Here is a 21435-nt window from a genome sequence, read left to right as displayed (position 1 = left end):
GATCGTGGCGTATCGGGTGAATATTCCGTAAGCTATGCGCCTTTTCGCGTTTTGAATATTGTGAGGCTGGTTATTATGGATTCACTCATTGTCCCCGATTTGGCGCTGTTGCGGCGCTGGCTGGATCAGTCGGGCATTTCTTTCTTTGAGTGCGATTCCTGCCAGGCGCTGCACCTGCCGCACATGCAGAACTTCGACGGCGTGTTCGACGCCAAGATAGATCTGGTGGACAACGTCATTCTGTTCTCCGCGCTGGCCGAGGTGAAGCCGACCGCGCTGATCCCGCTGGTGGCGGATCTGAGCCAGATCAACGCCAGCTCGCTGACCATCAAGGCCTTTGTCGACATTCAGGACGACAACCTGCCGAAGCTGATCGTCTGCCAGTCGCTGAGCGTGGCGGTCGGCATCACCTACGAGCAGTTCACCCACTTCATGCAGCAGGGCGAAGAGCAGGTCTCGATGGTCATCCTCGAGGCGCGGGCGAACGATCTGCTGTTTATGGGGGACGAAGAAGAGATCCCCGCTGGCGCCTTGCGTCAGCCGATGCTGCACTGATCCTCGCTGTACCTTAAGCATGCCGTCGCTCCGGCGGCATGCTGCCGTGACTCCCCTCCGCAATTAAATATTCTGCACTTTGGCCTCTGCCGCCCGATCTTTCTCGGCTTTTACGCCGTTAATGCCGTATCACATAGAGAAAAATTGCATAAAAAATCGATAAATGGCGTTTTTTACCCTGGGGGCTGGCGGGTTGCGATGGCAGCGGCTATGCTGCTGATTCTGCAAAGGGCTTGCGATTTCCCTTGTAACCACGCGAGCAGGGCAGTGCAAAAATGCGCATGCAATCATATGCATAGCCATTCATTTCGCGGTTGCAACGATTGCGCTCAATCAGGAAAGGTTTTGTATCGCTGCAGATACAAGTTCAATTCTATGATTTACCCTGTTTTGGAGGAAGTTACGGATGGTCACCCAACGTAAAAAGTGGTTATCGGGTGTGGTTGCCGGTCTGTTGATGGCCGCGTCCGTCACGGCGTCAGCCGAAGAGAAAACGCTGCACGTGTATAACTGGTCCGACTATATCGCGCCGGATACCCTGGCCAAATTCCAGAAAGAAACCGGTATCAAAGTGGTGTACGACGTCTTTGACTCCAACGAAGTGTTGGAAGGCAAACTGATGGCGGGCAGCACCGGTTACGATTTGGTGGTCCCTTCATCCAACTTCCTCGAGCGTCAGTCGCAGGCCGGCATTTTCGAGCCGCTCGACAAGAGCAAGATCCCCAACTACAAAAATCTCGATCCCGAGATGCTGAAGCTGGTGGCGCATAACGACAAAGACAACAAATACGGCATCCCTTACATGATGGTGACCACCGGCATCGGCTATAACGTCGACAAGGTGAAGGCGGTACTGGGCAAAGACGCGCCGGTCAACAGCTGGGATCTGATCTTCAAGCCGGAAAACCTGGAGAAGCTCAAGAGCTGCGGCGTCTCCTTCCTCGATGCGCCGAGCGAGGTCTACGCCACCGTGCTGCATTATCTGGGCAAAGATCCCAACAGCACCAACGCGGCGGACTACACCGGCGCGGCCAACGATCTGCTGCTGAAGCTGCGGCCGAACATCCGCTATTTCCACTCTTCTCAGTACATCAACGATCTGGCGAACGGTGACATCTGCGTGGCGATCGGCTGGTCCGGCGACGTGATGCAGGCGGCCAACCGCGCCAAAGAGGCGAAGAACGGCGTGAATGTGGCCTATGCGATCCCGAAAGAGGGGGCGCTGACCTACTTTGACATGTTCGCCATGCCGGCGGACGCCAAAAGCAAGGACGCCGCCTACCAGTTCCTGAACTTCCTGCTCAAGCCGGACGTGATGGCGGACATCAGTAATCACATTTACTACGCCAATGCGGTGAAAGATTCCACGCCGCTGGTGAACGCCGAAGTGCGCGATAACCCGAACGTCTATCCGCCGGCCGATTTGCGCGCCAAGCTGTTCACGCTCAACGTGCAGTCGCCGAAGCTGGACCGTGTCATTACCCGCGCATGGACTAAAGTTAAAAGCGGGAAGTGATGATGGGGGAGCCCCCCATCGTCGGTAAACCGGCAGGCGGGTGTTCCCCGCCTGCATTGCCGTTTTGGGCCACGGCGCTCGCCGTGGTTTTGTGCCGCTTTACGCCGGAGAGCACCCCGATTGAACGACGCTATTCCTCGTCCTCAAGCCAAGTCGCAGAAGGTTTTCACCCCTCTGCTGGAAATCCGTAACCTCACCAAAACCTTCGACGGGCAGAATGCGGTCGAAGACGTCAGCCTCACCATCTATAAGGGTGAGATCTTTGCGCTGCTTGGCCCGTCCGGCTGCGGCAAGTCCACCTTGCTGCGCATGCTGGCCGGTTTTGAACCGCCGACGGAAGGGCAGATCGTGCTCGACGGGCAGGATATGTCGCATGTGCCGCCGTACCAGCGGCCGATCAATATGATGTTTCAGTCGTACGCGCTGTTCCCGCACATGACCGTGGAGCAGAACATCGCGTTTGGCCTTAAGCAGGACAAAATGCCGCGGGCGGAGATCGCCGAACGGGTGGCGGAAATGCTGGCGCTGGTGCACATGCAGGAGTACGCCAGGCGCAAACCGCACCAGCTTTCCGGCGGCCAACGGCAGCGGGTGGCGCTGGCGCGCAGCCTGGCCAAGCGGCCGAAGCTGCTGCTGCTGGATGAGCCCATGGGCGCGCTGGACAAGAAGTTGCGCGACCGCATGCAGCTGGAAGTGACCGACATTCTCGAGCGCGTCGGCGTGACCTGCGTGATGGTGACGCACGATCAGGAAGAAGCGATGACCATGGCGGGGCGCATCGCCATCATGAACCGCGGCAAGTTCGTGCAGATCGGCGAGCCGGAAGAGATCTACGAGCATCCGAACAGCCGCTTCAGCGCCGAATTTATCGGTTCGGTCAACGTCTTCGACTGCGTGCTGCAAGAGCGTCACGACGATGCGCTGATCCTGCAAAGCCCGGGGCTGCGTCATGCGATCAAAGTGGATCCGGACGCCTCGGTGGTGGACGGCGTGCCGATCCAGGTCGCGCTGCGGCCGGAAAAGATCCTGCTGTGCGAACAAGTGCCGGAAGACGGCTGCAACTTCGCGGTGGGGGAAGTGGCGCACATTTCCTATCTGGGCGATCTGTCTATCTACCACGTGAAGCTGCATAGCGGGCAGATCATCAGCGCCCAGCTGCAAAACGGCCATCGTTTCCGCAAGGGGATGCCCACCTGGGGCGATGAAGTGCGTCTATGTTGGGAAACCGACAGCTGCGTCGTGTTGACGGTGTAGTGGATCCGGTGAGGAGTAACCCGTATGACCCTGCTTTCTGAACGCGCGCCGGAACCGCCGGCCAAAGCGCCCGGCGCCCTCAGGGCGCTGTTCCATCGCTTGCTGATGGCCCATGGCCGCAAGCTGGTGATCGCGCTGCCGTATTTATGGCTGACGCTGCTGTTTATGCTGCCTTTCCTGATCGTGTTCAAGATCAGCCTGGCGGAGTTGGCGATGGCGGTGCCGCCCTACACCGAGCTGATGAGCTGGGTGGACGGCAAACTGAACATCGCGCTCAACTTCGCCAACTACCTGCAGCTCACCGACGATCCGCTGTATATCGATGCCTATCTGCAGTCGCTGCGCGTGGCGGCGGTTTCGACGTTGTGTTGCCTGATCATCGGCTATCCGCTGGCCTGGGCGGTGGCCCACAGCAAGGCGTCGACCCGCAACATCCTGCTGTTGCTGGTGATCCTGCCTTCCTGGACCTCGTTCCTGATCCGCGTCTATGCCTGGATGGGCATTCTGAAAAACAACGGCACGCTGAACAACTTTCTGATGTGGTTAGGGGTGATCGACCAGCCGCTGGTGATCCTGCACACCAACCTGGCGGTGTATATCGGCATCGTCTATTCCTACTTGCCGTTTATGGTGTTGCCGATCTACACGGCGCTGATCCGGCTGGATTACTCGCTGGTGGAGGCGTCGCTGGATCTGGGCGCCCGGCCGCTGAAAACCTTTTTCAGCGTGATCGTGCCGCTGACGCGCGGCGGCATCATCGCCGGCTCGATGCTGGTGTTCATTCCGGCGGTGGGGGAGTTCGTGATCCCGGAGCTGCTCGGCGGGCCGGACAGCATCATGATCGGCCGCGTGCTGTGGCAGGAGTTCTTCAATAACCGCGACTGGCCGGTGGCCTCGGCGGTCGCCACCATCATGCTGCTGTTGCTGATCGTGCCAATATTGTGGTTCCACAAGCACCAGAACAAGGAAATGGGAGGCCAGGCATGAACAACTTGCCGGTAGTGCGTTCACCGTGGCGCATCGCCATCCTGACTGTCGGCTTTACCTTCCTGTATGCGCCGATGCTGATGCTGGTGATTTACTCCTTCAACAGCTCCAAGCTGGTGACGGTGTGGGCCGGCTGGTCCACGCGCTGGTATAGCGAACTGTTCCACGATTCGGCGATGATTAGCGCGGTGGGGCTCAGCCTGACCATCGCCGCCGCCGCCGCCACTGCCGCGGTGGTGCTGGGCGCCATCGCCGCGGTGGTGATGGTGCGTTTCGGCCGTTTTCGCGGTTCGACCGGTTTCGCGTTTATGCTGACCGCGCCGCTGGTGATGCCGGACGTGATCACCGGCCTGTCGTTGCTGCTGCTGTTCGTGGCGATGGGGCACGCCTTCGGTTGGCCGTCGGAACGCGGCATGTTCACCATTTGGCTGGCGCATGTCACCTTCTGTACCGCTTATGTGGCGGTGGTGATCAGTTCGCGCCTGCGCGAGGTGGATCGCTCAATTGAAGAGGCGGCGATGGACCTGGGGGCGCCGCCGCTGAAGGTGTTTTTCGTCATCACCTTGCCGATGATTGCGCCGGCGCTGATCTCCGGCTGGATGCTGGCGTTTACCCTGTCGCTGGACGATCTGGTGATCGCCAGTTTCGTCTCCGGCCCGGGCGCCACCACGTTGCCGATGCTGGTGTTCTCCAGCGTGCGCATGGGGGTGAATCCGGAAATTAACGCGCTGGCCAGCCTGATCCTGCTGGTGGTGGGCATTCTCGGCCTGATCGCCTGGTGGTTTATGGCGCGCTCGGAAAAACAACGATCGCGTGAATTGCAGCGGGCGGCCCGTAGCTGAATCGTAACAAACCTGCTATTTTTGCAATCAATAAGTATTGCAACTAACTACCTGACTTTACATGCGCCATTTGAATGGCTCCAATGAATTTCACACTGCCGCCAACAACGCGGCAATGCGAAAGGCGTAGGGGCAGTGGCGCGTCGTAGCGGAACACGGATATGTCAGACATGCTGAAAAGCGGGCAGGGAATAAGATCGACTTCGGATGCGCCGGTGCCGGTGATGGTGGCGGGCACCGCCATGGTGGCGATCAAGTGTATCAGCGTGGTGCTGCTGCTGGGCGAGCTGGGCGTCGACGGCGCGAAGGAGTTTGTCAGCACCAGCGCGCAGGCGTGGGATTCCACCTTTATCTTTCTGGCCGGGCTGATGCTGCTGTGCCTGCAAATCAGCTGCGGTTTTGCGGTGATGCGCGGCCGCAACTGGGGGCGCTGGGGCTACGTGGCCTGTCAGTGCATCGTGGTGCTTTACCTGCTGCTGGCCACCATCGGCAGCGTCTTCCCCGAGGTGTTCACCGTGGAAGGGGAAACCAGCGGCCAAATCCTGCACGTTCTGATCCTGCAAAAGATCCCCGACGCGGTGATCCTGGCGCTGCTGTTCGTCCCCACCGCCAGCCGCCGCTTCTTCACCGCGCGCAAGTGAGATTTTAGGCGCGCGGAGTGGTAAACTCTGCGCCCTTAATTCGTCATCCTGGACTTCACGGTATCTTCATGCATTGCGCTTTGTATACGGCGGGCACCTGCCGTTCCTGTCAGTGGCTGGAAAAGCCCTATCCGCAGCAGCTGGCCGACAAACAGCATCACCTGCAATCGCTGCTGGCCGGGCGCGATGTCGCGCAGTGGCTGCAGCCGGCGGCGGGGGAACTGAGCGCATTTCGCAATAAAGCCAAGATGGTGGTCAGCGGCAGCGTGGAGCGCCCGCTGCTCGGCATGCTGCACCGCGACGGCACGCCGGTCGATCTGAGCGACTGCCCGCTGTATCCCGCCGGCTTTGCGCCGATGTTTGCGGTGCTGAAAAGCTTCATCGCCCGCGCCGGCCTGACGCCGTATAACGTGGCGCGCAAACGCGGCGAGCTGAAATACCTGCTGCTGACCGAAAGCACGCTCGACGGCGGCGTGATGCTACGCTTCGTGCTGCGCTCGGAAACCAAGCTGGCGCAGCTGCGCGCCGCGCTGCCGTGGCTGCAGCAACAGCTGCCGCAGCTCAAGGTGATCTCCGCCAATATTCAGCCGGTGCATATGGCGATCATGGAAGGGGAGCGCGAGATCGCGCTGACCGAACAGCAGGCGCTGGAGGAACAGTTCAATCAGGTGCCGCTGTTCATCCGCCCGCAAAGCTTCTTCCAAACCAACCCGCAGGTGGCCGCCGATCTGTATGCCACCGCCCGCGACTGGGTGCGCGCGCTGGGTATCGACAGCATGTGGGATCTGTTTTGCGGCGTCGGCGGTTTCGGTCTGCACTGCGCGCAGCCGCAAACTCGCCTGACCGGCATCGAAATCAGCGCGGAAGCGATCGCCTGCGCGCGCCAGTCGGCGCAGCGATTGGGGATGCTGCAGGTCGATTTTCAGGCGCTCGATTCCACCCGCTTCGCCACCGCCGAAGGGCAGGTGCCGCAGTTGGTGTTGGTCAACCCGCCGCGCCGCGGCATCGGCCAGGCGCTGTGCGATTATTTGAGCCGGATGGCGCCGGATTACATTCTGTATTCCAGCTGCAACGCCGAGAGCATGGCGAAAGATATCGAGATGTTGCCGGGATACCGCATCGAACGGGTGCAGTTGTTCGACATGTTCCCGCATACCGCGCACTACGAAGTGTTGACGCTGTTGGTGCGGCGTTAAAGGCGCTTTTTGGCAGCGGTGTAAGCCGCTGAACGTTCGCGTTTGCCCACAGACAGGACCAGAACCACGATCTCCGTTTCCATGACGCGATATACCAAACGAAAGCCTGAGGCTCTGAGTTTGATTTTGTAGCAATCGGGCAAACCGGCGAGTTTGTTGGCGGGGACGTGGGGATTAACCAGCACCGATGCCAGCTTTTTTTTGAACTGTTCCCGGATCACCGGGGACAGTTTTTTAAATTCCTTCAGCGCATGTTCTTCGAATTCAAGCTTATAAGTCATCCAAATTGACCTTAATGCGTTTGCCGTTCATCCGTGAACGAACGATTTCAGCGAGTTCGATATCTTCCAGGTATTCCGCGATCGCCTCCCAGGTTTCCGGAGAGACGTAATATCCCGAAATCTTACCGTTGGTCAGGACGGCGACCGGTTGCCCTTGTGCCTCTTTAAGGGCGGCGTTGGGCGATTTTTTAAAATCGCTGATGCTGACTGCGGAGTCGGCGAGAATGGGTTGAACCGTCATGATGTTATCCTTGATGCTAAATTCAGTATCAAATTTAGCACTAACCGAATGGGGTGGCAATCGGATGGAGCCGCCGAAGGATGGCGACTCCACATGCGGACTTACTGCGGGAACCATTTGTCGTTGATGGCCTTGTAGGTGCCGTCGGCCTTGATGGCGTCCAGCGCGGCGTTCAGCTTGGCCAGTAGCGCCTGATTGTCCGGACGCACCGCGATGCCGAGGCCGGTGCCGAAGTATTGCGCATCGGTGATATGTTCGCCGACCGGCGCCAGCTGCGGGTTGGTTTTCAGCCACTCGTTCACTACGGCGGTATCGCCGAAGACGCCGTCGATACGGCCGTTTTTCAGCTCCAGAATAGCGTTCTGGTAGCTGTCGTAAGAGACAGTGTTAATCTCCGGGTGCTTGTCCTGCATGTATTTCTGGTGGGTGGTGCCGTTTTCCATGCCGAGCTTTTTGCCTTTCAGATCAGCCAGCGAGCTGAACTTGCCTTTTTGCGCGATCACAATCGCCGAGTTGGCATAGTAAGGTTGGGTGAAGGCGACCTGTTTGCTGCGCTCCGGCGTGATATCCATACCGGAAATCACCGCATCGTATTTTTTGAATTTCAGCGCGGCGATCAGGCTGTCGAACGCCTGGTTGGTGAAAGTGCACTGCGCCTGCATCTGTTTGCACAACGCGTTGGCCAAGTCGATATCGAAGCCGACGATCTGGTTGTTGGCGTCCAGCGATTCGAACGGCGGATAGGTGGCGGAGGCGGCGAAGCGGATAGTCTCGGCTGCGGTGGCGTTAAAGGTCATTCCGGCCAACATCGTCGCGGCAAGCAGCAGTTTTTTCATGCGTAGAGCTCCTGTCTGGATCCTGAAAGTGATTATTTCGCTATCGTTTGTTTTTACTGGTAATCGCCAGAGGTTTTTGCGAGGACACCTGCTGATAACCCTGCCACTGAGTGAATTAAAATGCAATATAAATGATTAAATATTGCAATGAGGATAAAAAAAGCCCCGCGCAATGGCGGGGCTGGAGAGGGGATGGCTTCAGTTGCGGCGCTCAAACGCCAACGCGCGGCGCTCCACCAGCCGCATCAGCAGAGTCAGCAGGCCGTTGACGCACAGATACACCAGACCTGCGGCGCCGAACACCATCACGTCGTAGGTACGGCCGTACATCAGCTGGCTGTAGCCCATCACTTCCATCAGCGTGATGGTGTAGGCCAGCGACGTGCTTTTGAACACCAGCACCACTTCGTTGGAGTAAGACGACAGCGCGCGCTTGAAGGCGAACGGCAGCAGAATGCGCAGCGTCTGCCGGCGCGACATGCCAAGCGCTTCGCACGACTGCCATTGTCCGGCGGGGATGGCGCGCACCGCGCCGTAGAACAGCTGCGTGGTATACGCCGCGCTGTTCAGCGCCAGCGCAATCATCGCGCACAGCCAGGGCTGCGACAGCAGGTTCCACAGCCACGGGTAGTCGCGGATCGCCGGAAACTGACCGGGGCCGTAGTAGATCAGGAAGATCTGCACCAGCAGCGGTGTGCCGGTGAACAGCGTCACGTAGATCTTGACCAGCGGCGTCAGGATCGGCGTTTTCAGCGTCAGGATCACCGTCAGCAGCAGCGACAGCAGCAGCGCGACCAGCAGCGCGGCGACGGTCAGGGTCAGGCTGGTATGCAGCCCTTTGAGGATTTCCGGTAAATATTCAATCATCAGACCGGCCCCCGCTCAAAGCGCGTGGCGCGCAGTTCAATGCGCTTGATGACGTATTGGCTGAACAGCGTCACCAGCAGGTAGATGGCCGCCGCGATCACGTACCAGGTAAAGGGTTCCTGGGTGCGGGTGGCGATGCTTTTGGTTTGCAACATCAGATCGTTCACGCTGATCAGCGACACCAGCGCGGTGTCTTTCAGCAGCACCAGCCACTGATTGCCGAGGCCGGGCAGGGCATGGCGCCACATCTGCGGCATGATCAGGCGAAAGAAGATCGCCGCTTTGCCGAGACCCAGCGCCTGGCCGGATTCCCACTGCCCCTGCGGCACCGCTTTGAGCGCGCCGCGCAGCGTCTGCGAGGCGTAGGCGGAATAGAGCAAGGCCAGGGCGATCACCCCGCACAGGAACGGGCTGACTTCGAAATTGTCGATCGCCAGCTGAATCGGCAACTGAAACAGACCGAGGTTAAGGGTAAAGCCGTCGGAGAGCATCAGCAGCAGCTGCGACGAGCCGAAATAGATAAACAGCACCACCAGGATTTCCGGCAGGCCGCGCAGCACGGTCACCCAGGCGGTGCCGAGCCAGCTGACGGCTTTCCAGCGGGACGATTCCCATACGGCGAACAGCATCGCCAGAATCAGCCCGAGGATCAGGGCGCAAACGGCAAGGCCGACGGTCATGCCGGCGGCGCTTGCTAAAGGTTGTAATTCATTCATCGGGGCGTATTACTGCTGGAACCATTTTTTGTAGATGGTTTCATAGGTCCCATCCTGCTTGATCTTGTCCAGGGCGGCGTTGAACTTGCCCTGCAGATCGGTATTTTTCTGGCGTACCGCGATGCCGAGGCCGGTGCCGAAGTAGTCTTTATCCGTTACTTTGGCGCCCACTGTCGCCAGCGCGTCATTCTGCTTCAGCCACTCGTTGACCACCGCAGTATCGCCGAACACCGCATCAACGCGGCCGTTCTTCAGATCCAAAATGGCGTTTTGGTAGCTGTCGTAAGGCACGGTGGTGATTTCCGGGTGCTTGTCGGTCAGGTATTTTTGGTGAGTGGTGCCGTTTTGCACGCCGACTTTCTTGCCTTTCAGCGCCGCCACGTCGGCGATTTTGCCTTTCTGCGCGATGAACAGCGCCGAGTTATCGTAGTACGGCTTGGTGAACAGCACCTGCTTTTCACGCTCCGGTGTAATGTCCATACCGGCCATGACCGCATCGAAACGCTTGAACTTCAGGCTTGGGATCAGGCTGTCGAACGCCTGATTGGTGAAGGTGCACTCGGCCTGCATCTCTTTGCACAGCGCGTTGGCCAGATCGACATCAAAACCCTGAATTTTGTTGCCGGCGTCAATAAATTCAAATGGAGGATAGGAGGCTTCGGTAGCGAAACGGATGGTTTCGGCTGCGGAGGCGGAAACGCTGATGCCGGCCAGAACGGCGGCGATTATTAGTTTTTTCATCGCAAACTCCCCAAATTACAGCAAGTTAATTGTTAGTGTGATAAGTAGTTGGCAAACTCGGTGGTCCGCGGCTGCGTGAAGTGGCTGCTGTCGCCTTGCTCCACCACATGGCCGTTTTCCATGTACACCACGCGGCTGGCGGTCTTGCGCGCCACTTCCACTTCGTGGGTGACGATCACCTGAGTGATGCCGGTGCCGGCCAGTTCGCGAATGATGCTGACGATCTGAGCGGTGATTTCCGGATCCAGCGCTGCGGTCGGTTCATCGAACAGCAGCACCTGCGGCTCCATCATCAGGGCGCGAGCGATCGCTACGCGCTGCTGCTGGCCGCCGGAAAGGTGCAGCGGAAAGCGATCGGCGAAGTCGGTCAGGCGCAGACGCTTGAGCAGCTTGTCGGCGCGCTCCATCGCCTGAGCCTTGGTCAGACCCAGCACGCGGCAAGGCGCTTCGATCAGGTTCTGGACCACGGTGAGGTGAGGCCACAGGTTGTATTGCTGGAAGACCATGCCGACATTTTGCCGCAGTTCGCGAATGGCTTTTTCGCCCGGCGCCTGCTTGAAATCGAATTGGTTGCCGGCGATTTTTAGCTGACCCGAACGCGGCATTTCCAGCAGGTTCAGCACCCGCAGCAATGAACTTTTCCCGGCGCCGCTTGGGCCAAGCAGCACCAGGGTTTCCCCGGCTGGACATTCCAGCGTGATGTCAAACAGCGCCTGGTGAGCGCCGTAATAGCAATTGATACCGTTAAGTTGAATACTCATGCGCCAGAATTGAATAGACATTGATGCCGCAAATGTTAACTTCCACAGAATACTTATGCAATCTTTGTGCGTTAAAATTTATGAGTGTGCGGCGGGACAGTAAAAGATTAGCACAAGATACCGCGACTCAGGCCGAGGGAGGGGATTTGTGGCGCAGGCTGTGAGATCGGTAGCGAAATTTTTTCTATCGGACGAAATCTGAGCGGCGCAAGGGGAGACGGGAACGACCGACGCGGCGGGTCCGCGTCGGCCGGGGAGTGCGGGTTATCGGTTTTCCAGCACCTGACGCACGCTGCCGTTGGTGGCGTGTGCTGGAACATTCAGGTAGCGAATATCATCAACCACCCAGCAGGTGCCTTCGCGCACCATCAGCACTTCGTCTTGCCAGTTCACGGTACTGTTGGCGTCTTTCTGGTAGCTCAAGTCAACGCGCAGCGGGATGTTCTTCGCATCGGTGTTGGGAATGGTCGAGGCGCTGGCGACGGACGCGCTGCTTGGCCCTTGCGCGTTGCCGGAGAACAGATCGCCGGTTATCTGATGCTTGCCCGGATTTTGAGCGGCGCTGACCAGATCCTGATACAGCACTTTGCTCAGATAAGGCTGCAGCTGCGCCAGGCGGTTGCTGTCCGGCAGGCTGGAACCTTGCTGGATGCGCAGGTCATAGAACTTTTGCGCGACCGTATCCGGGCCGCCTTCCACACAGCTGCCGCTGCGGGTGCCGATATCCTTGTATGCCGGTTCCACCGTGGTACAGGCACTCAGCAACAGCGCTAAGGGTAAAACAGCCGCAATCGTTTTTGTTTTCATCTTATTACCTTATGTGAAAGTCTCTACCATGAAGACCGATAGCTTACAGTATAAATGCGTTTTTTGGCCTTGCATTCGTACTGCGTGCCATTGATTAAGCGAACATAATGCCAATCTTCTGGTCATAGATACGTTGAATTAATCAAACAAGGAGTTCTGATGCAGCTTTCAACTACCCCGACCCTGGAAGGGTTTACCATCACCGAATACTGCGGCGTCGTCACCGGCGAAGCGATCCTCGGCGCCAACATTTTTCGTGATTTCTTCGCCGGCGTACGCGATATCGTCGGCGGCCGCTCGGGCGCTTATGAGAAAGAGCTGCGCAAGGCGCGCCTGATCGCATTCGAAGAGCTGGAAGACCAGGCGAAAGAGCTGGGCGCCAACGCGGTGGTCGGCATTGATATCGATTATGAAACCGTTGGTAAAGACGGCAGCATGCTGATGGTGACCGTCAGCGGCACCGCGGTGAAAGTGAGCCGCTAACGCCATGCTTTCTTTTCGCCCCGGCCATTCCGCCGGGGCGACATCCTCTTGATTTATCCCACCTTGTGCTGCTCGACGATTGGGCGGTGTTCCTGCGGCTTCGTGGGCACCGGCTCCTGGCGATGCGGCATCGGCTGAACGGACGTCTGATGGCGCTGCGGCGCCGGGGCCGCATGCGGCATGATGCGCTGTTGCGGCGCCGGCATCGGGCTTATCGCCGCCGGATGCTGCGGCGCTGCCGGTTCGCGGATCACCGGCTGAGCGACGTGTGGGGCCTGCAGAACCTGCGGGCGCGCGACGGCTGGATGCACCGGCGCAGCGGCCGGCATCGGATGCGTCTGTAGCGGCGCTGAATGTACGGCTGTCGGCTGCTGCGGGTGAGGCGCCGTCGGAACGGCATGCGTGAACGTCGGCGTGCTCATCGGCTGCTGTGCATGAGGCGCGATGACCGGCTGTCGCACGTGCGGGACGGCCGCTACCGGCTGCTGTACGTGAGGCACCACCGGCTGGGTATGCGCAAAGTTCGGCAACGTCATCGGCGCGTGGGCCGCAGGCGCGACGTGCGGCTGTTGCGGCGCGCCGATGGGCGTCGGTTGAGTGACGCGGGGCGCCGGCGCGGCGGCGGTATTGTAGTTGTTCACCGTGCTGGTGCTGCTGCGATTCACAGTGTTCACGTTGTTATATTGGTTGATGTTGGTGACGCGATTCACCACGGTGGTGGAATGCGATACGTAGGGCGCATCGCGGTAGACCACCGGTTGGCGTCGATCGTCCCAGCGCATATCCCAGTTGTGCCAGCCGCTGTTGTGCTGATTGAACAATGAGGCGACCGCAATGCCGACACCGAAGCTGATCACGCCGGCCGCCAACATGTCGCCGCCGCTGTAGCCCGAAGGTTGATACCGATAGCTCGGATAGGCTGGGATCGGCGTGCCGTAGGCCACCCAGGGATCATAATGCGGGACGTAAACCGTATCCGGCTGGCTGGGTTCGATGACGATGGTTTCGCCCGGCGCCGCTACCACGCGCTGGCGATAGGGCTGCTGTTCGACATAATGCGTCGTCGGCGCCACGACGATGCGCTGCTGCGGGGTGTTTTTCAGCGTGCCTTGGCTGGCCGCCCGTTGACGCATCACCTGAATGGCGTTCATCACGTCGGTGGGATCGTTTAGGTAGGCGCTGCCCAGGGCGGTGGTCCAGGGGATGTTTTTCGCCATTTGATCGAGCACGTCGGGGAATTGCACCAGGCCGCGCACGCTGGGATCCCAGGGTTGAGCGTCGGCCGCTGAGCTGAGCGCCGCCGGTTGCAAGCCGCGGTTTTGCGCCAGCCAGGCATCCGCGGCGCTGATTTGGTCAGGATAGCCCGCGCCGGCCAACACCTGCGCCAGCAGCTTGTCGGGGAACAGCGCCACCGGGCTGACCAACTGGTACAGTTGATCGGCGCTCAGCGGCGTATAGGCCGGCGCGCTGGCACTCGTGACGGGCGCGGCCGAGGGCGGGGCGCTCCCGCCCATCGCATCGGCGACTTTTTGCCGATCGCAGCCGCTGAGCGGCAGCATGGCGGCACAGAGCAACCAGGACAGATAGCGTGGCGTGAACATGTTCGACTCCGCTCTTTCAGCGCAGATGATACTTTGAGACTATCATGGGCGGGAAAGGCCGCCAGCCGGGAGCAACACTCGCTTGCACATCGGCGCTATCTGTCATTATTTCTCGATGAGCGTGATGATTGGATACAGATCAATCGCGTCGCGTTACATCTTTCACGGACGTCAATCAGGAGGATAAGTGAAAATTTGGCCAGGGATCATCGCCGCCGTGCTGTTGGCGGGATGCCAAAATCCGCAGCAGGACACGCTCGTCGATCGTGGCGCTTACCAGCTCGAAACCTTGCATCAGGCGCAGGGCGCCGATCAGCGCATTCGGTTTCTGGTGATGCACTATACGGCGGAAGACTTTCATTCATCACTGAAAACGCTGACCGATGAACACGTCAGCGCACACTACCTGTTGCCGGCGCACCCGCAGCGCGAACACGGCAAACCGACGGTGTACCGGTTGGTGCCGGAGGCGATGCGCGCCTGGCATGCCGGCACCAGCGGCTGGCGCGGGCGCAGCAATCTCAACGACACCTCGATCGGCATTGAAATCGTCAACAAGGGTTTCACCCGCAGCATGCTGTTCACCCACTGGCAGCCCTACACGGCGGAACAGATCGCCGTGTTGATTCCGCTGAGCCGCGACATTATCCAACGCTATGGCATTCAGCCGCAGGACGTGGTGGGGCACAGCGACATCGCGCCGCAGCGCAAACAGGATCCCGGCCCGCTGTTCCCCTGGCGGCAACTGGCGCAGGCCGGCATCGGCGCATGGCCGGACGAGGCAGACGTGCAGCGGCTGCTGGCGGGGCGAGACAGACAGGCGCCGGTGCCGCTGGCACCGCTGCTCGAAAAGCTGGCGCGTTACGGCTACGCGATCGACCCGTCGTGGGATGCGCGGCAGCAGCGCAACGTGCTGGCGGCGTTTCAGATGCATTTCCGGCCCGGCGATGTGCGCGGCGAGCCGGATGCAGAGAGTGAGGCGATTATCGATGCGCTGCTGTTGAAGTACGGCGCGTGGCGTTGATTACAGGCCGTGCAGTTTGCCGTGATCTTTCAGCCAGCGGGCGGTGCGCGCGATGCCTTCTTCCAGCGAGACGATCGGCTGATAGCCCAGCTCTTGCTGCGCGCGGGTGGTATCGAGCGTGAGATCGAAGTTGAGTTTGGCGACGCCGTAATGGGTCAGCACCGGCTCCTTTTCGCTTTTGCTGCCCAGGCGCTCCATGCCGCGCGCCATCATGTCGAGCATCGGATAGGGGACGGAGCGGATGCGGCACTTCATGCCCAAATCGTCGATCAGCTGCTGCACCACGGTGCGAAGCGGACGCGGCTGCTGGTTGGTGATGTTGTAGGCGCGGCCGGACGGCGTGTCTTCTTTTAGCGTCGCCAGCCACATGGCGTGCACCGCATTCTCCAGATAGGTCATGTCCACCATCGCCGCGCCGCCGCGCGGCAGCAGCAGGTTGCCGTAGCGTTTGATCATCTGCAGCAACCGCGGCAGCATCACCTTGTCGTGCGGCCCGAACAGGCCCTGCGGGCGCAAAATGGTGAAATGGGTCTGCGGATTGGACAGCGCCAATTGCTGGATCACCTGCTCGCCGGCGGCCTTGCTGCGCGCGAACTCGTTGGCGTAACGCTGCGGGCGAAAGTCTTCGGTTACGTTGCGGTGATGGTGGTAGTCGAAATAGATCGCCGGGGAAGAGATGTGAATGAACTGCGCCACGCCATAGGCCGCCGCCCATTCGCCGAGGCGGCGGGTGGCGCGGACGTTGGCCAGTTCGAAGGCTTCTTCGGTGCCCCAGGGTGAGGTAAAGCTGGAGCAGTGCCACAGCACATCGACGTCCGCCAGCATCGCTTTGGCCTGCGAAGAGATCAGGTTGGTGAGATCGGCATGAATGAACTCCGCGCCCATTTTTTCCAGCAGGCCACCCATCGCCTGGTTACGACCGGTGGCGCGCACTTTGATGCCCTGGCGGCGCAGATATTCAACGGCGTTACGGCCTAACCCACTGGTTGCACCGGTGACCAATACCTTCATAACGGACTCTATTCTCACCCAAAATCGGAATACCGGCGGGCGCTTGCGGCGCTCCCAGCAAATAAGATGCCATTCTTCCGTGATTTCGTGCGCTATGCAATCGGAAAGCCCCGAAGCACAGCGGCAAACTGTGCGGTTGATCGACAAATGAACGGCATTCAGCGCTGTTGGCGGTCCAGGTTCTCGGCCAGCGTCGCGATGCGCTTCGCCATGCCGCGAAAAATGAACAGATGCGCGGGCATCATGGCGAACCAATACAGCAGCCCGCTGAAGCCGGCCGGATGCCACCAGGCGCGCACGTCCAGCGTGCGGCGATCGCCGCGATCGGTAATGGTGAAGCTCAGCCGCCCCAGCCCCGGCGCCTTCATGCCGAACAGCAGCGCCAGCTGCCGCAGCGGCTTCAGCGTGATGACTTTCCACCCGTCGATCTCGTCGCCCAGCGCCAGGGACGCGCGCGCCGGGCGGCCATAGACCACGCCGTTGCCGATCATGTCGTCCATGCGGGCGCGGATCCGCCACAGGATATTGGCGTAGAAATAGCCTTCCTCGCCCCCCAACTGCTGCACCGTTTGCCACAGCGCCTGGCTGGAAGCGGCGGTGTCGAGCGAACATCCCGCCTGTTTCGGGTAATAGCCGTAGCCGGGGCGCCAGCGGGCCCGCGCCGCCGGATCGTAGCCCCAGTCGGCGGAATCGACCACCTCCAGTTCGCGCTGCAGCGTGGCGGTGACCGCCTGATCGAAGGTGTGCAGACGTTGCGGGATCAGGGCCTGCAACGGTTTGCCGTCGGCGGGCAGATCGTGCTTCAGGCCCTGGATCAGCGCGCGCGCGATCGGCGTCGGCACCGAGGTGATCAGGCTGATGAACCACACTGAAATCATTCGCGTCGGCAAGGGGATCGGGATCAGCCAGCGCCGCTTGCCGCTGATGGCGATAAAGCGTTTGAACATATCCTGATAGCTGAGGTATTCAGGCCCGGCGACGTCGAAGATGCGGTGTTCCTCCGCCGGGTGCGCCAGCAGATCGGCAAGGTAAACCAGCAGGTTCTCCAGCGCCACCGGCGAGGACTTCGAGCGCACCCAGCGCGGCGGCGTCAGCACCGGCAGGTTATAGACCATGTCGCGCATCACTTCGAACGCCGCCGAACCGGGGCCGACGATGATGCCGGCGCGCAGCTCGGTCACCGGCACACCGCTCTGGCGCAGGATCTCGCCGGTCAGGCGGCGGGCCGCCAGGTGCGGCGAACTGTCGTCGTTCGGCTGCAGCGCGCCGAGAAAGATCACCTGTTTGACGCAGGCATTGCGTAGCGCGTCGCGCAGGTTTTCCGCCGCCTGGCGTTCCTTCTCGATAAAGTCGTCGCCGTCGCCCATCGCGTGCACCAGATAGTAAAGCGTATCGATTTCCCACAGCGCCGCGCTCAGGGTTTCCGGGCGGTACAGATCGACATACAGGCAGTTGACCTGCGGCCAGTTCTGCTCCTGCAGCCACTCGATGCGCCGCGCGGCGGCGGTAATCTGGTGCCCCTGTTCGATCAGGTGCGGGATCAGGTTCTGGCCTATATAGCCGCTGGCTCCAAGAACCAGTACGCGTTGGGGTGTCATCGGGCCGCCTTGTGCGGTAGAGGATTGGCAGAACGACAGGATGCCAAATTCAGGGTTTAAATGCACTTTTTGTATGGGTATAAGCCGGTTGCATCCGCCGCGGCGCGAGTTCACACTACGCGCCCCTTATCGCACGAAAAACCGAATGCCATGAAACTCAATGTGATTTGTTACGCCCTGCTGGGCCTGGCGCTGATCGCCAGCCTGTTCTCGCCGCATCCGGTGTGGATGTGGCTGCTGTCGGCCAACCTGCTGACGTTTCTGATCTACGGCGGCGATAAGCTGGCGGCGCGCAAAGGATGGCGACGGGTGCCGGAGACGACGCTGTTGCTGTTCGGCGCGCTGGGCGGTTGGTTGGGCGCGCTGCTGGCGCAGCAGCTGTTTCGCCACAAGACCCAGAAGCAGCCGTTTAAAACCTGGTTCATCCTCAGCGTGGCGCTCAATCTGGCGGCGGTGCTGGGGCTGTGGTACTGGGTTTACGGCCGCTGGATCTTCTGAGTGCGGGGCGCGGTCTGCGCCCCGAGCGATCAGGCGTGCTGCTGAAGAAACTCCCGCCACAGTTCGACCACCCGCTGCAGATCCTGACGGCTGACGTCGAGGTGGGTCAGAATGCGCGTCAGCGGGCCGCTGCTGATCAGCACGCCGCGTTCGCGCATCCACGGACCGAATTTGGCCGCCAGCGCCGGCGTTTGGCGCAGGTACAGCACGTTGGTCTGCGCCCCGGGTTCGGCGATCTCTACGCCGATCTGCCGCAGCTGTTGCTCCAGCCAGACCGCGTTGTCATGGTCTTCGCGCAGCCGCGCGACGTTATGCTCCAACGCATAGAGGCCGGCCGCCGCCAGAATGCCGGCCTGACGCAGCCCCCCGCCGGTCATCTTGCGCCAGCGCAGCGCGCGCTGAATGAAGGCCTCGCTGCCGCACAGCAGCGATCCGACCGGCGCCCCCAATCCTTTTGACAGGCAAATGGTGAAGGTGTCGCAGTATTGCACGATCTCTTTCAGCGGCAGGTTTAGCGCCACGGCGGCGTTGAAGATGCGTGCGCCGTCGATATGCAGCGCCAGCTGCCGCTCGCGGGTAAATTGCCACGCCTGCTGCAGGTAGGCCTGCGGCAAGACTCTGCCGCTGATGGTGTTTTCCAGGCTTAGCAGCCGGGTGCGGGCGAAGTGGATATCGTCGGGTTTGATGGCGGCGGCGAGCTTGTCCAGCGGCAGCGTGCCGTCCGCGTCAGCCTCGATCGGCTGCGGCTGGATGCTGCCCAGCACCGCCGCGCCGCCGGCCTCGTATTTATAGTTGTGCGCCTGTTGGCCGACCAGATACTCGTCGCCGCGCTGGCAGTGGCTCAGCAGCGCCACCAGGTTGGCCTGGGTGCCGCTGGGCAAAAACAGCGCCGCTTCTTTGCCTGACAGGCGTACCGCCTCGGCCTCCAGCGCGTTGACCGTCGGGTCATCGCCGTAGACGTCGTCGCCGACCTCTGCCTGAGCCATCGCCTGGCGCATGGCGGCGCTGGGGCGGGTGACGGTGTCGCTGCGTAGATCGATAAGCATAGGGTTCCTGGAATATAAGGGAGAGGAAAAGGGTACATGGCATCATATACCCTTTATTTCACCGGGGCAGCTTGCTTAGCGCAGCCAGTTAGTTTTCGCCAGCTCGACCACTTCGTCGCCGCGGCCGTTGATGATGGCGCGCAGCATGTACAGGCTGAAGCCTTTCGCCTGTTCGAACTTGATCTGCGGCGGCATCGCCAGTTCTTGCTTGGCGGTGACCACGTCCAGCAGCGCCGGGCCGGGGTGCGCCAACATCTCCTGCAGCGCGCCGTCCAGATCGGAGGCTTTTTCCACGCGGATGCCCTTGATGCCGGCGGCATTGGCGATCGCCGCGAAGTCCGGATTATGCAGATCGGTGCCGTCGGTCAGATAGCCGCCGGCCTTCATCTCCATCGCCACGAATCCCAGCACGCTGTTGTTGAACACCACGATTTTCACCGGCAGCTTGAGCTGCGCCAGCGACAGGAAATCGCCCATCAGCATGGTGAAGCCGCCGTCGCCGCACATGGCGATCACCTGTTTATCCGGTGCGGTGGCCTGAGCGCCGATCGCCTGCGGCATGGCGTTGGCCATCGAACCGTGGTTGAACGAACCGAGCAGGCGACGCTTGCCGTTCATTTTCACGTAGCGGGCGGCCCACACCGTCGGCGTGCCGACGTCGCAGGTGAAGATGGCCTCGTCGCTGGCATAGTGGCTGAGCTGCTGCGCCAGATACTGCGGGTGGATCGGTTGGTCGTCGCCGGCGGTCGCCAGCCCGTCGAGATCCTTGCGCGCGTTGCGGTAATGCTCCAGCGCCTTGTCGAGGAACGCCCGATCGCGCTTCGGCTCCAGCTGCGGCAGCAGGGCGGTGAGGGTGGTGTGGATGTCGCCCACCAGCGCCATATTGACCGGGCAGTGCGCGCCGATGCTGCCGGGGTTGATGTCGATCTGAATGATGTTGGCGTTGGTGGGGTAGAACGCCCGATAGGGGAACTGGGTGCCGAGCAGCACCAGCGTGTCGGCGTTCATCATCGCGTGATAACCGGAGGAGAAACCGATCAGTCCAGTCATGCCGACGCTGTACGGGTTGTCCCATTCGATATGTTCTTTACCGCGCAGCGCGTGCACCACCGGCGCCTGCAGCAGCTCGGCCAGCTTGACCACTTCATCGTGCGCGCCGGCGCAGCCGCTGCCGCACATCAGGGTGATGTTCTTCGCCTTGTTCAGCGTTTCCGCCAGCTTGTTCAACTCGCTCATCGGTGGCTGCACCAGCGGCAGCGCCGGGGTATGCCAGGTCAGGGTCGCGTCTTCCGGCGCCATGCGCAGCGCCACGTCGCCCGGCAAGACGACCACCGAGACGCCGCGGTTGAGGATCGCCTTGCGCATGGCGATCTCCAGCACGCGCGGCAGCTGTTCCGGGTTGGAAACCAGCTCGCAATAGTGGCTGCATTCGCGGAACAGCTCCTGCGGATGGGTTTCCTGGAAGTAGCCGCTGCCGATTTCGCTGGAAGGGATGTGTGCGGCGATCGCCAGCACTGGCACATGGTTGCGGTGGCAGTCGAACAGGCCGTTGATCAGATGCAGGTTGCCGGGGCCGCAGGAACCGGCGCACACCGCCAACTGGCCGGTAAGCTGGGCTTCGGCGCCGGCGGCGAAGGCGGCCACCTCTTCATGGCGGGTGCCCAGCCATTCGATGGTGCCCATGCGGTGCAGGCTGTCGCTAAGGCCGTTGAGCGAATCGCCGGTCACGCCCCAAATGCGTTTTACGCCGGCTTGATCCAGCGTTTTGGCGATCAGTGTGGCTACGGTTTGCTTCATGGTTCCCCCAAACATGGTTTGAAAAACGATGTGTACTCGATCCGGTGAGTGGCAGCAGAACAACTGCAAGCATAGCTTACCGGCTGTGGACGAGATGCGGTTAGGAAGGGTAAAGAGCGTAGAACGGGGAAAAGTG

General features: G+C 60.6%; 23 protein-coding genes. 10 read left to right on the top strand and 13 right to left on the bottom strand.

All coding sequences use genetic code 11. The features are described 5' to 3' along the window. Positions 1 to 75: 75 nt before the first annotated feature. From J0X03_RS15510 to rlmC, 7 genes are all read left to right on the top strand, one after another. Positions 76 to 555 (top strand): type III secretion system chaperone family protein, encoded by a 480-nt coding sequence (locus J0X03_RS15510; RefSeq protein WP_047572081.1) that lies wholly within the window; start codon positions 76 to 78, stop codon positions 553 to 555. A gap of 406 nt (positions 556 to 961) precedes the next feature. After that, positions 962 to 2071: a spermidine/putrescine ABC transporter substrate-binding protein PotF gene (gene potF, locus J0X03_RS15505; protein WP_033650647.1), complete on the top strand. Its 1110-nt coding sequence runs from the start codon at positions 962 to 964 to the stop codon at positions 2069 to 2071. Positions 2072 to 2191: 120 nt separating this feature from the next. Continuing rightward, positions 2192 to 3325 carry a putrescine ABC transporter ATP-binding subunit PotG gene (gene potG, locus J0X03_RS15500; protein WP_160204141.1) on the top strand — a complete coding sequence of 378 codons (1134 nt, stop codon included), beginning with the start codon at positions 2192 to 2194 and terminating at the stop codon, positions 3323 to 3325. 24 nt (positions 3326 to 3349) lie between these two features. Next, a complete protein-coding gene (gene potH / locus J0X03_RS15495) occupies positions 3350 to 4312 on the top strand; it encodes a putrescine ABC transporter permease PotH (RefSeq protein ID WP_042784087.1) in 963 nt (320 codons plus the stop codon). Next, complete coding sequence (potI, locus tag J0X03_RS15490) at positions 4309 to 5154, top strand: putrescine ABC transporter permease PotI (protein WP_042784088.1); 846 nt, start codon at positions 4309 to 4311, stop codon at positions 5152 to 5154. The genes potH and potI overlap by 4 nt, the downstream gene beginning before the upstream one ends. 161 nt (positions 5155 to 5315) lie before the next feature. Further along, complete coding sequence (locus tag J0X03_RS15485; RefSeq protein ID WP_047024958.1) at positions 5316 to 5795, top strand: YbjO family protein; 480 nt, start codon at positions 5316 to 5318, stop codon at positions 5793 to 5795. A 68-nt stretch (positions 5796 to 5863) separates the two neighbouring features. Beyond that, the gene (gene rlmC / locus J0X03_RS15480) at positions 5864 to 6991 is read left to right on the top strand and encodes a 23S rRNA (uracil(747)-C(5))-methyltransferase RlmC (RefSeq protein WP_160204142.1); all 1128 of its coding nucleotides are present in this window, start codon (positions 5864 to 5866) and stop codon (positions 6989 to 6991) included. Here the strand turns inward: rlmC and J0X03_RS15475 are convergent. From J0X03_RS15475 to J0X03_RS15440, 8 genes are all read right to left on the bottom strand, one after another. After that, positions 6988 to 7272 (bottom strand): type II toxin-antitoxin system RelE family toxin, encoded by a 285-nt coding sequence (locus J0X03_RS15475; RefSeq protein ID WP_033633469.1) that lies wholly within the window; start codon positions 7270 to 7272, stop codon positions 6988 to 6990. The genes rlmC and J0X03_RS15475 overlap by 4 nt on opposite strands. After that, a complete protein-coding gene (locus J0X03_RS15470) occupies positions 7262 to 7513 on the bottom strand; it encodes a type II toxin-antitoxin system Phd/YefM family antitoxin (RefSeq protein ID WP_004928423.1) in 252 nt (83 codons plus the stop codon). The genes J0X03_RS15475 and J0X03_RS15470 overlap by 11 nt, the downstream gene beginning before the upstream one ends. A gap of 101 nt (positions 7514 to 7614) precedes the next feature. Next, a complete protein-coding gene (gene artJ, locus J0X03_RS15465; protein WP_015377297.1) occupies positions 7615 to 8349 on the bottom strand; it encodes an arginine ABC transporter substrate-binding protein in 735 nt (244 codons plus the stop codon). 198 nt (positions 8350 to 8547) lie between these two features. Continuing rightward, entirely contained in the window at positions 8548 to 9216 is a 669-nt protein-coding gene (gene artM, locus J0X03_RS15460; RefSeq protein WP_099783622.1) for an arginine ABC transporter permease ArtM, read from the bottom strand. Continuing rightward, positions 9216 to 9932: an arginine ABC transporter permease ArtQ gene (gene artQ / locus J0X03_RS15455; protein ID WP_025159684.1), complete on the bottom strand. Its 717-nt coding sequence runs from the start codon at positions 9930 to 9932 to the stop codon at positions 9216 to 9218. The genes artM and artQ overlap by 1 nt, the downstream gene beginning before the upstream one ends. A gap of 9 nt (positions 9933 to 9941) precedes the next feature. Next, positions 9942 to 10673 (bottom strand): arginine ABC transporter substrate-binding protein, encoded by a 732-nt coding sequence (artJ, locus tag J0X03_RS15450; protein WP_033642533.1) that lies wholly within the window; start codon positions 10671 to 10673, stop codon positions 9942 to 9944. A gap of 32 nt (positions 10674 to 10705) precedes the next feature. After that, positions 10706 to 11434, bottom strand: coding sequence for an arginine ABC transporter ATP-binding protein ArtP (gene artP / locus J0X03_RS15445; protein WP_089192582.1), 729 nt, complete (start codon positions 11432 to 11434; stop codon positions 10706 to 10708). A 264-nt stretch (positions 11435 to 11698) separates the two neighbouring features. Then, positions 11699 to 12241: a lipoprotein gene (locus tag J0X03_RS15440; RefSeq protein WP_033642535.1), complete on the bottom strand. Its 543-nt coding sequence runs from the start codon at positions 12239 to 12241 to the stop codon at positions 11699 to 11701. Between the two features lie 159 nt (positions 12242 to 12400). Between J0X03_RS15440 and J0X03_RS15435 the strand changes: the two genes are divergently transcribed. Further along, a complete protein-coding gene (locus tag J0X03_RS15435; RefSeq protein WP_004928400.1) occupies positions 12401 to 12724 on the top strand; it encodes a heavy metal-binding domain-containing protein in 324 nt (107 codons plus the stop codon). A 53-nt stretch (positions 12725 to 12777) separates the two neighbouring features. Here the strand turns inward: J0X03_RS15435 and J0X03_RS15430 are convergent, their stop codons facing one another. Next, a complete protein-coding gene (locus tag J0X03_RS15430; protein ID WP_046686758.1) occupies positions 12778 to 14325 on the bottom strand; it encodes a DUF3300 domain-containing protein in 1548 nt (515 codons plus the stop codon). A 187-nt stretch (positions 14326 to 14512) separates the two neighbouring features. Here J0X03_RS15430 and J0X03_RS15425 point away from each other — a divergent pair, with 187 nt between their 5' ends. Further along, positions 14513 to 15349: an N-acetylmuramoyl-L-alanine amidase gene (locus J0X03_RS15425; protein WP_033642537.1), complete on the top strand. Its 837-nt coding sequence runs from the start codon at positions 14513 to 14515 to the stop codon at positions 15347 to 15349. Here J0X03_RS15425 and J0X03_RS15420 read toward each other — a convergent pair whose 3' ends face one another. Together J0X03_RS15420 and J0X03_RS15415 are read right to left on the bottom strand one after the other, a co-directional pair. After that, on the bottom strand, positions 15350 to 16360 hold the full coding sequence (locus J0X03_RS15420; protein WP_004928393.1) for an NAD-dependent epimerase/dehydratase family protein: 1011 nt from the start codon (positions 16358 to 16360) through the stop codon (positions 15350 to 15352). A 158-nt stretch (positions 16361 to 16518) separates the two neighbouring features. Next, positions 16519 to 17958 (bottom strand): DUF2867 domain-containing protein, encoded by a 1440-nt coding sequence (locus tag J0X03_RS15415; RefSeq protein ID WP_160204143.1) that lies wholly within the window; start codon positions 17956 to 17958, stop codon positions 16519 to 16521. Between the two features lie 150 nt (positions 17959 to 18108). On the opposite strand from J0X03_RS15415, the gene J0X03_RS15410 reads away from it, so the two are divergent. Then, positions 18109 to 18456 carry a DUF1294 domain-containing protein gene (locus tag J0X03_RS15410; protein ID WP_033642539.1) on the top strand — a complete coding sequence of 116 codons (348 nt, stop codon included), beginning with the start codon at positions 18109 to 18111 and terminating at the stop codon, positions 18454 to 18456. 29 nt (positions 18457 to 18485) lie between these two features. Here J0X03_RS15410 and ltaE read toward each other — a convergent pair whose 3' ends face one another. Then, positions 18486 to 19502 (bottom strand): low-specificity L-threonine aldolase, encoded by a 1017-nt coding sequence (gene ltaE / locus J0X03_RS15405; protein ID WP_160204144.1) that lies wholly within the window; start codon positions 19500 to 19502, stop codon positions 18486 to 18488. A 75-nt stretch (positions 19503 to 19577) separates the two neighbouring features. Further along, complete coding sequence (poxB, locus tag J0X03_RS15400; RefSeq protein ID WP_046686762.1) at positions 19578 to 21299, bottom strand: ubiquinone-dependent pyruvate dehydrogenase; 1722 nt, start codon at positions 21297 to 21299, stop codon at positions 19578 to 19580. Positions 21300 to 21435: the final 136 nt, after the last annotated feature.

Origin of the sequence: Serratia ureilytica (assembly GCF_017309605.1) — a bacterium.
In the GTDB taxonomy this organism is placed as follows: domain Bacteria; phylum Pseudomonadota; class Gammaproteobacteria; order Enterobacterales; family Enterobacteriaceae; genus Serratia; species Serratia ureilytica.
The sequence above is the reverse complement of the archived record's forward strand: the minus strand, read 5'-3'. Positions and strand labels throughout refer to the sequence as shown.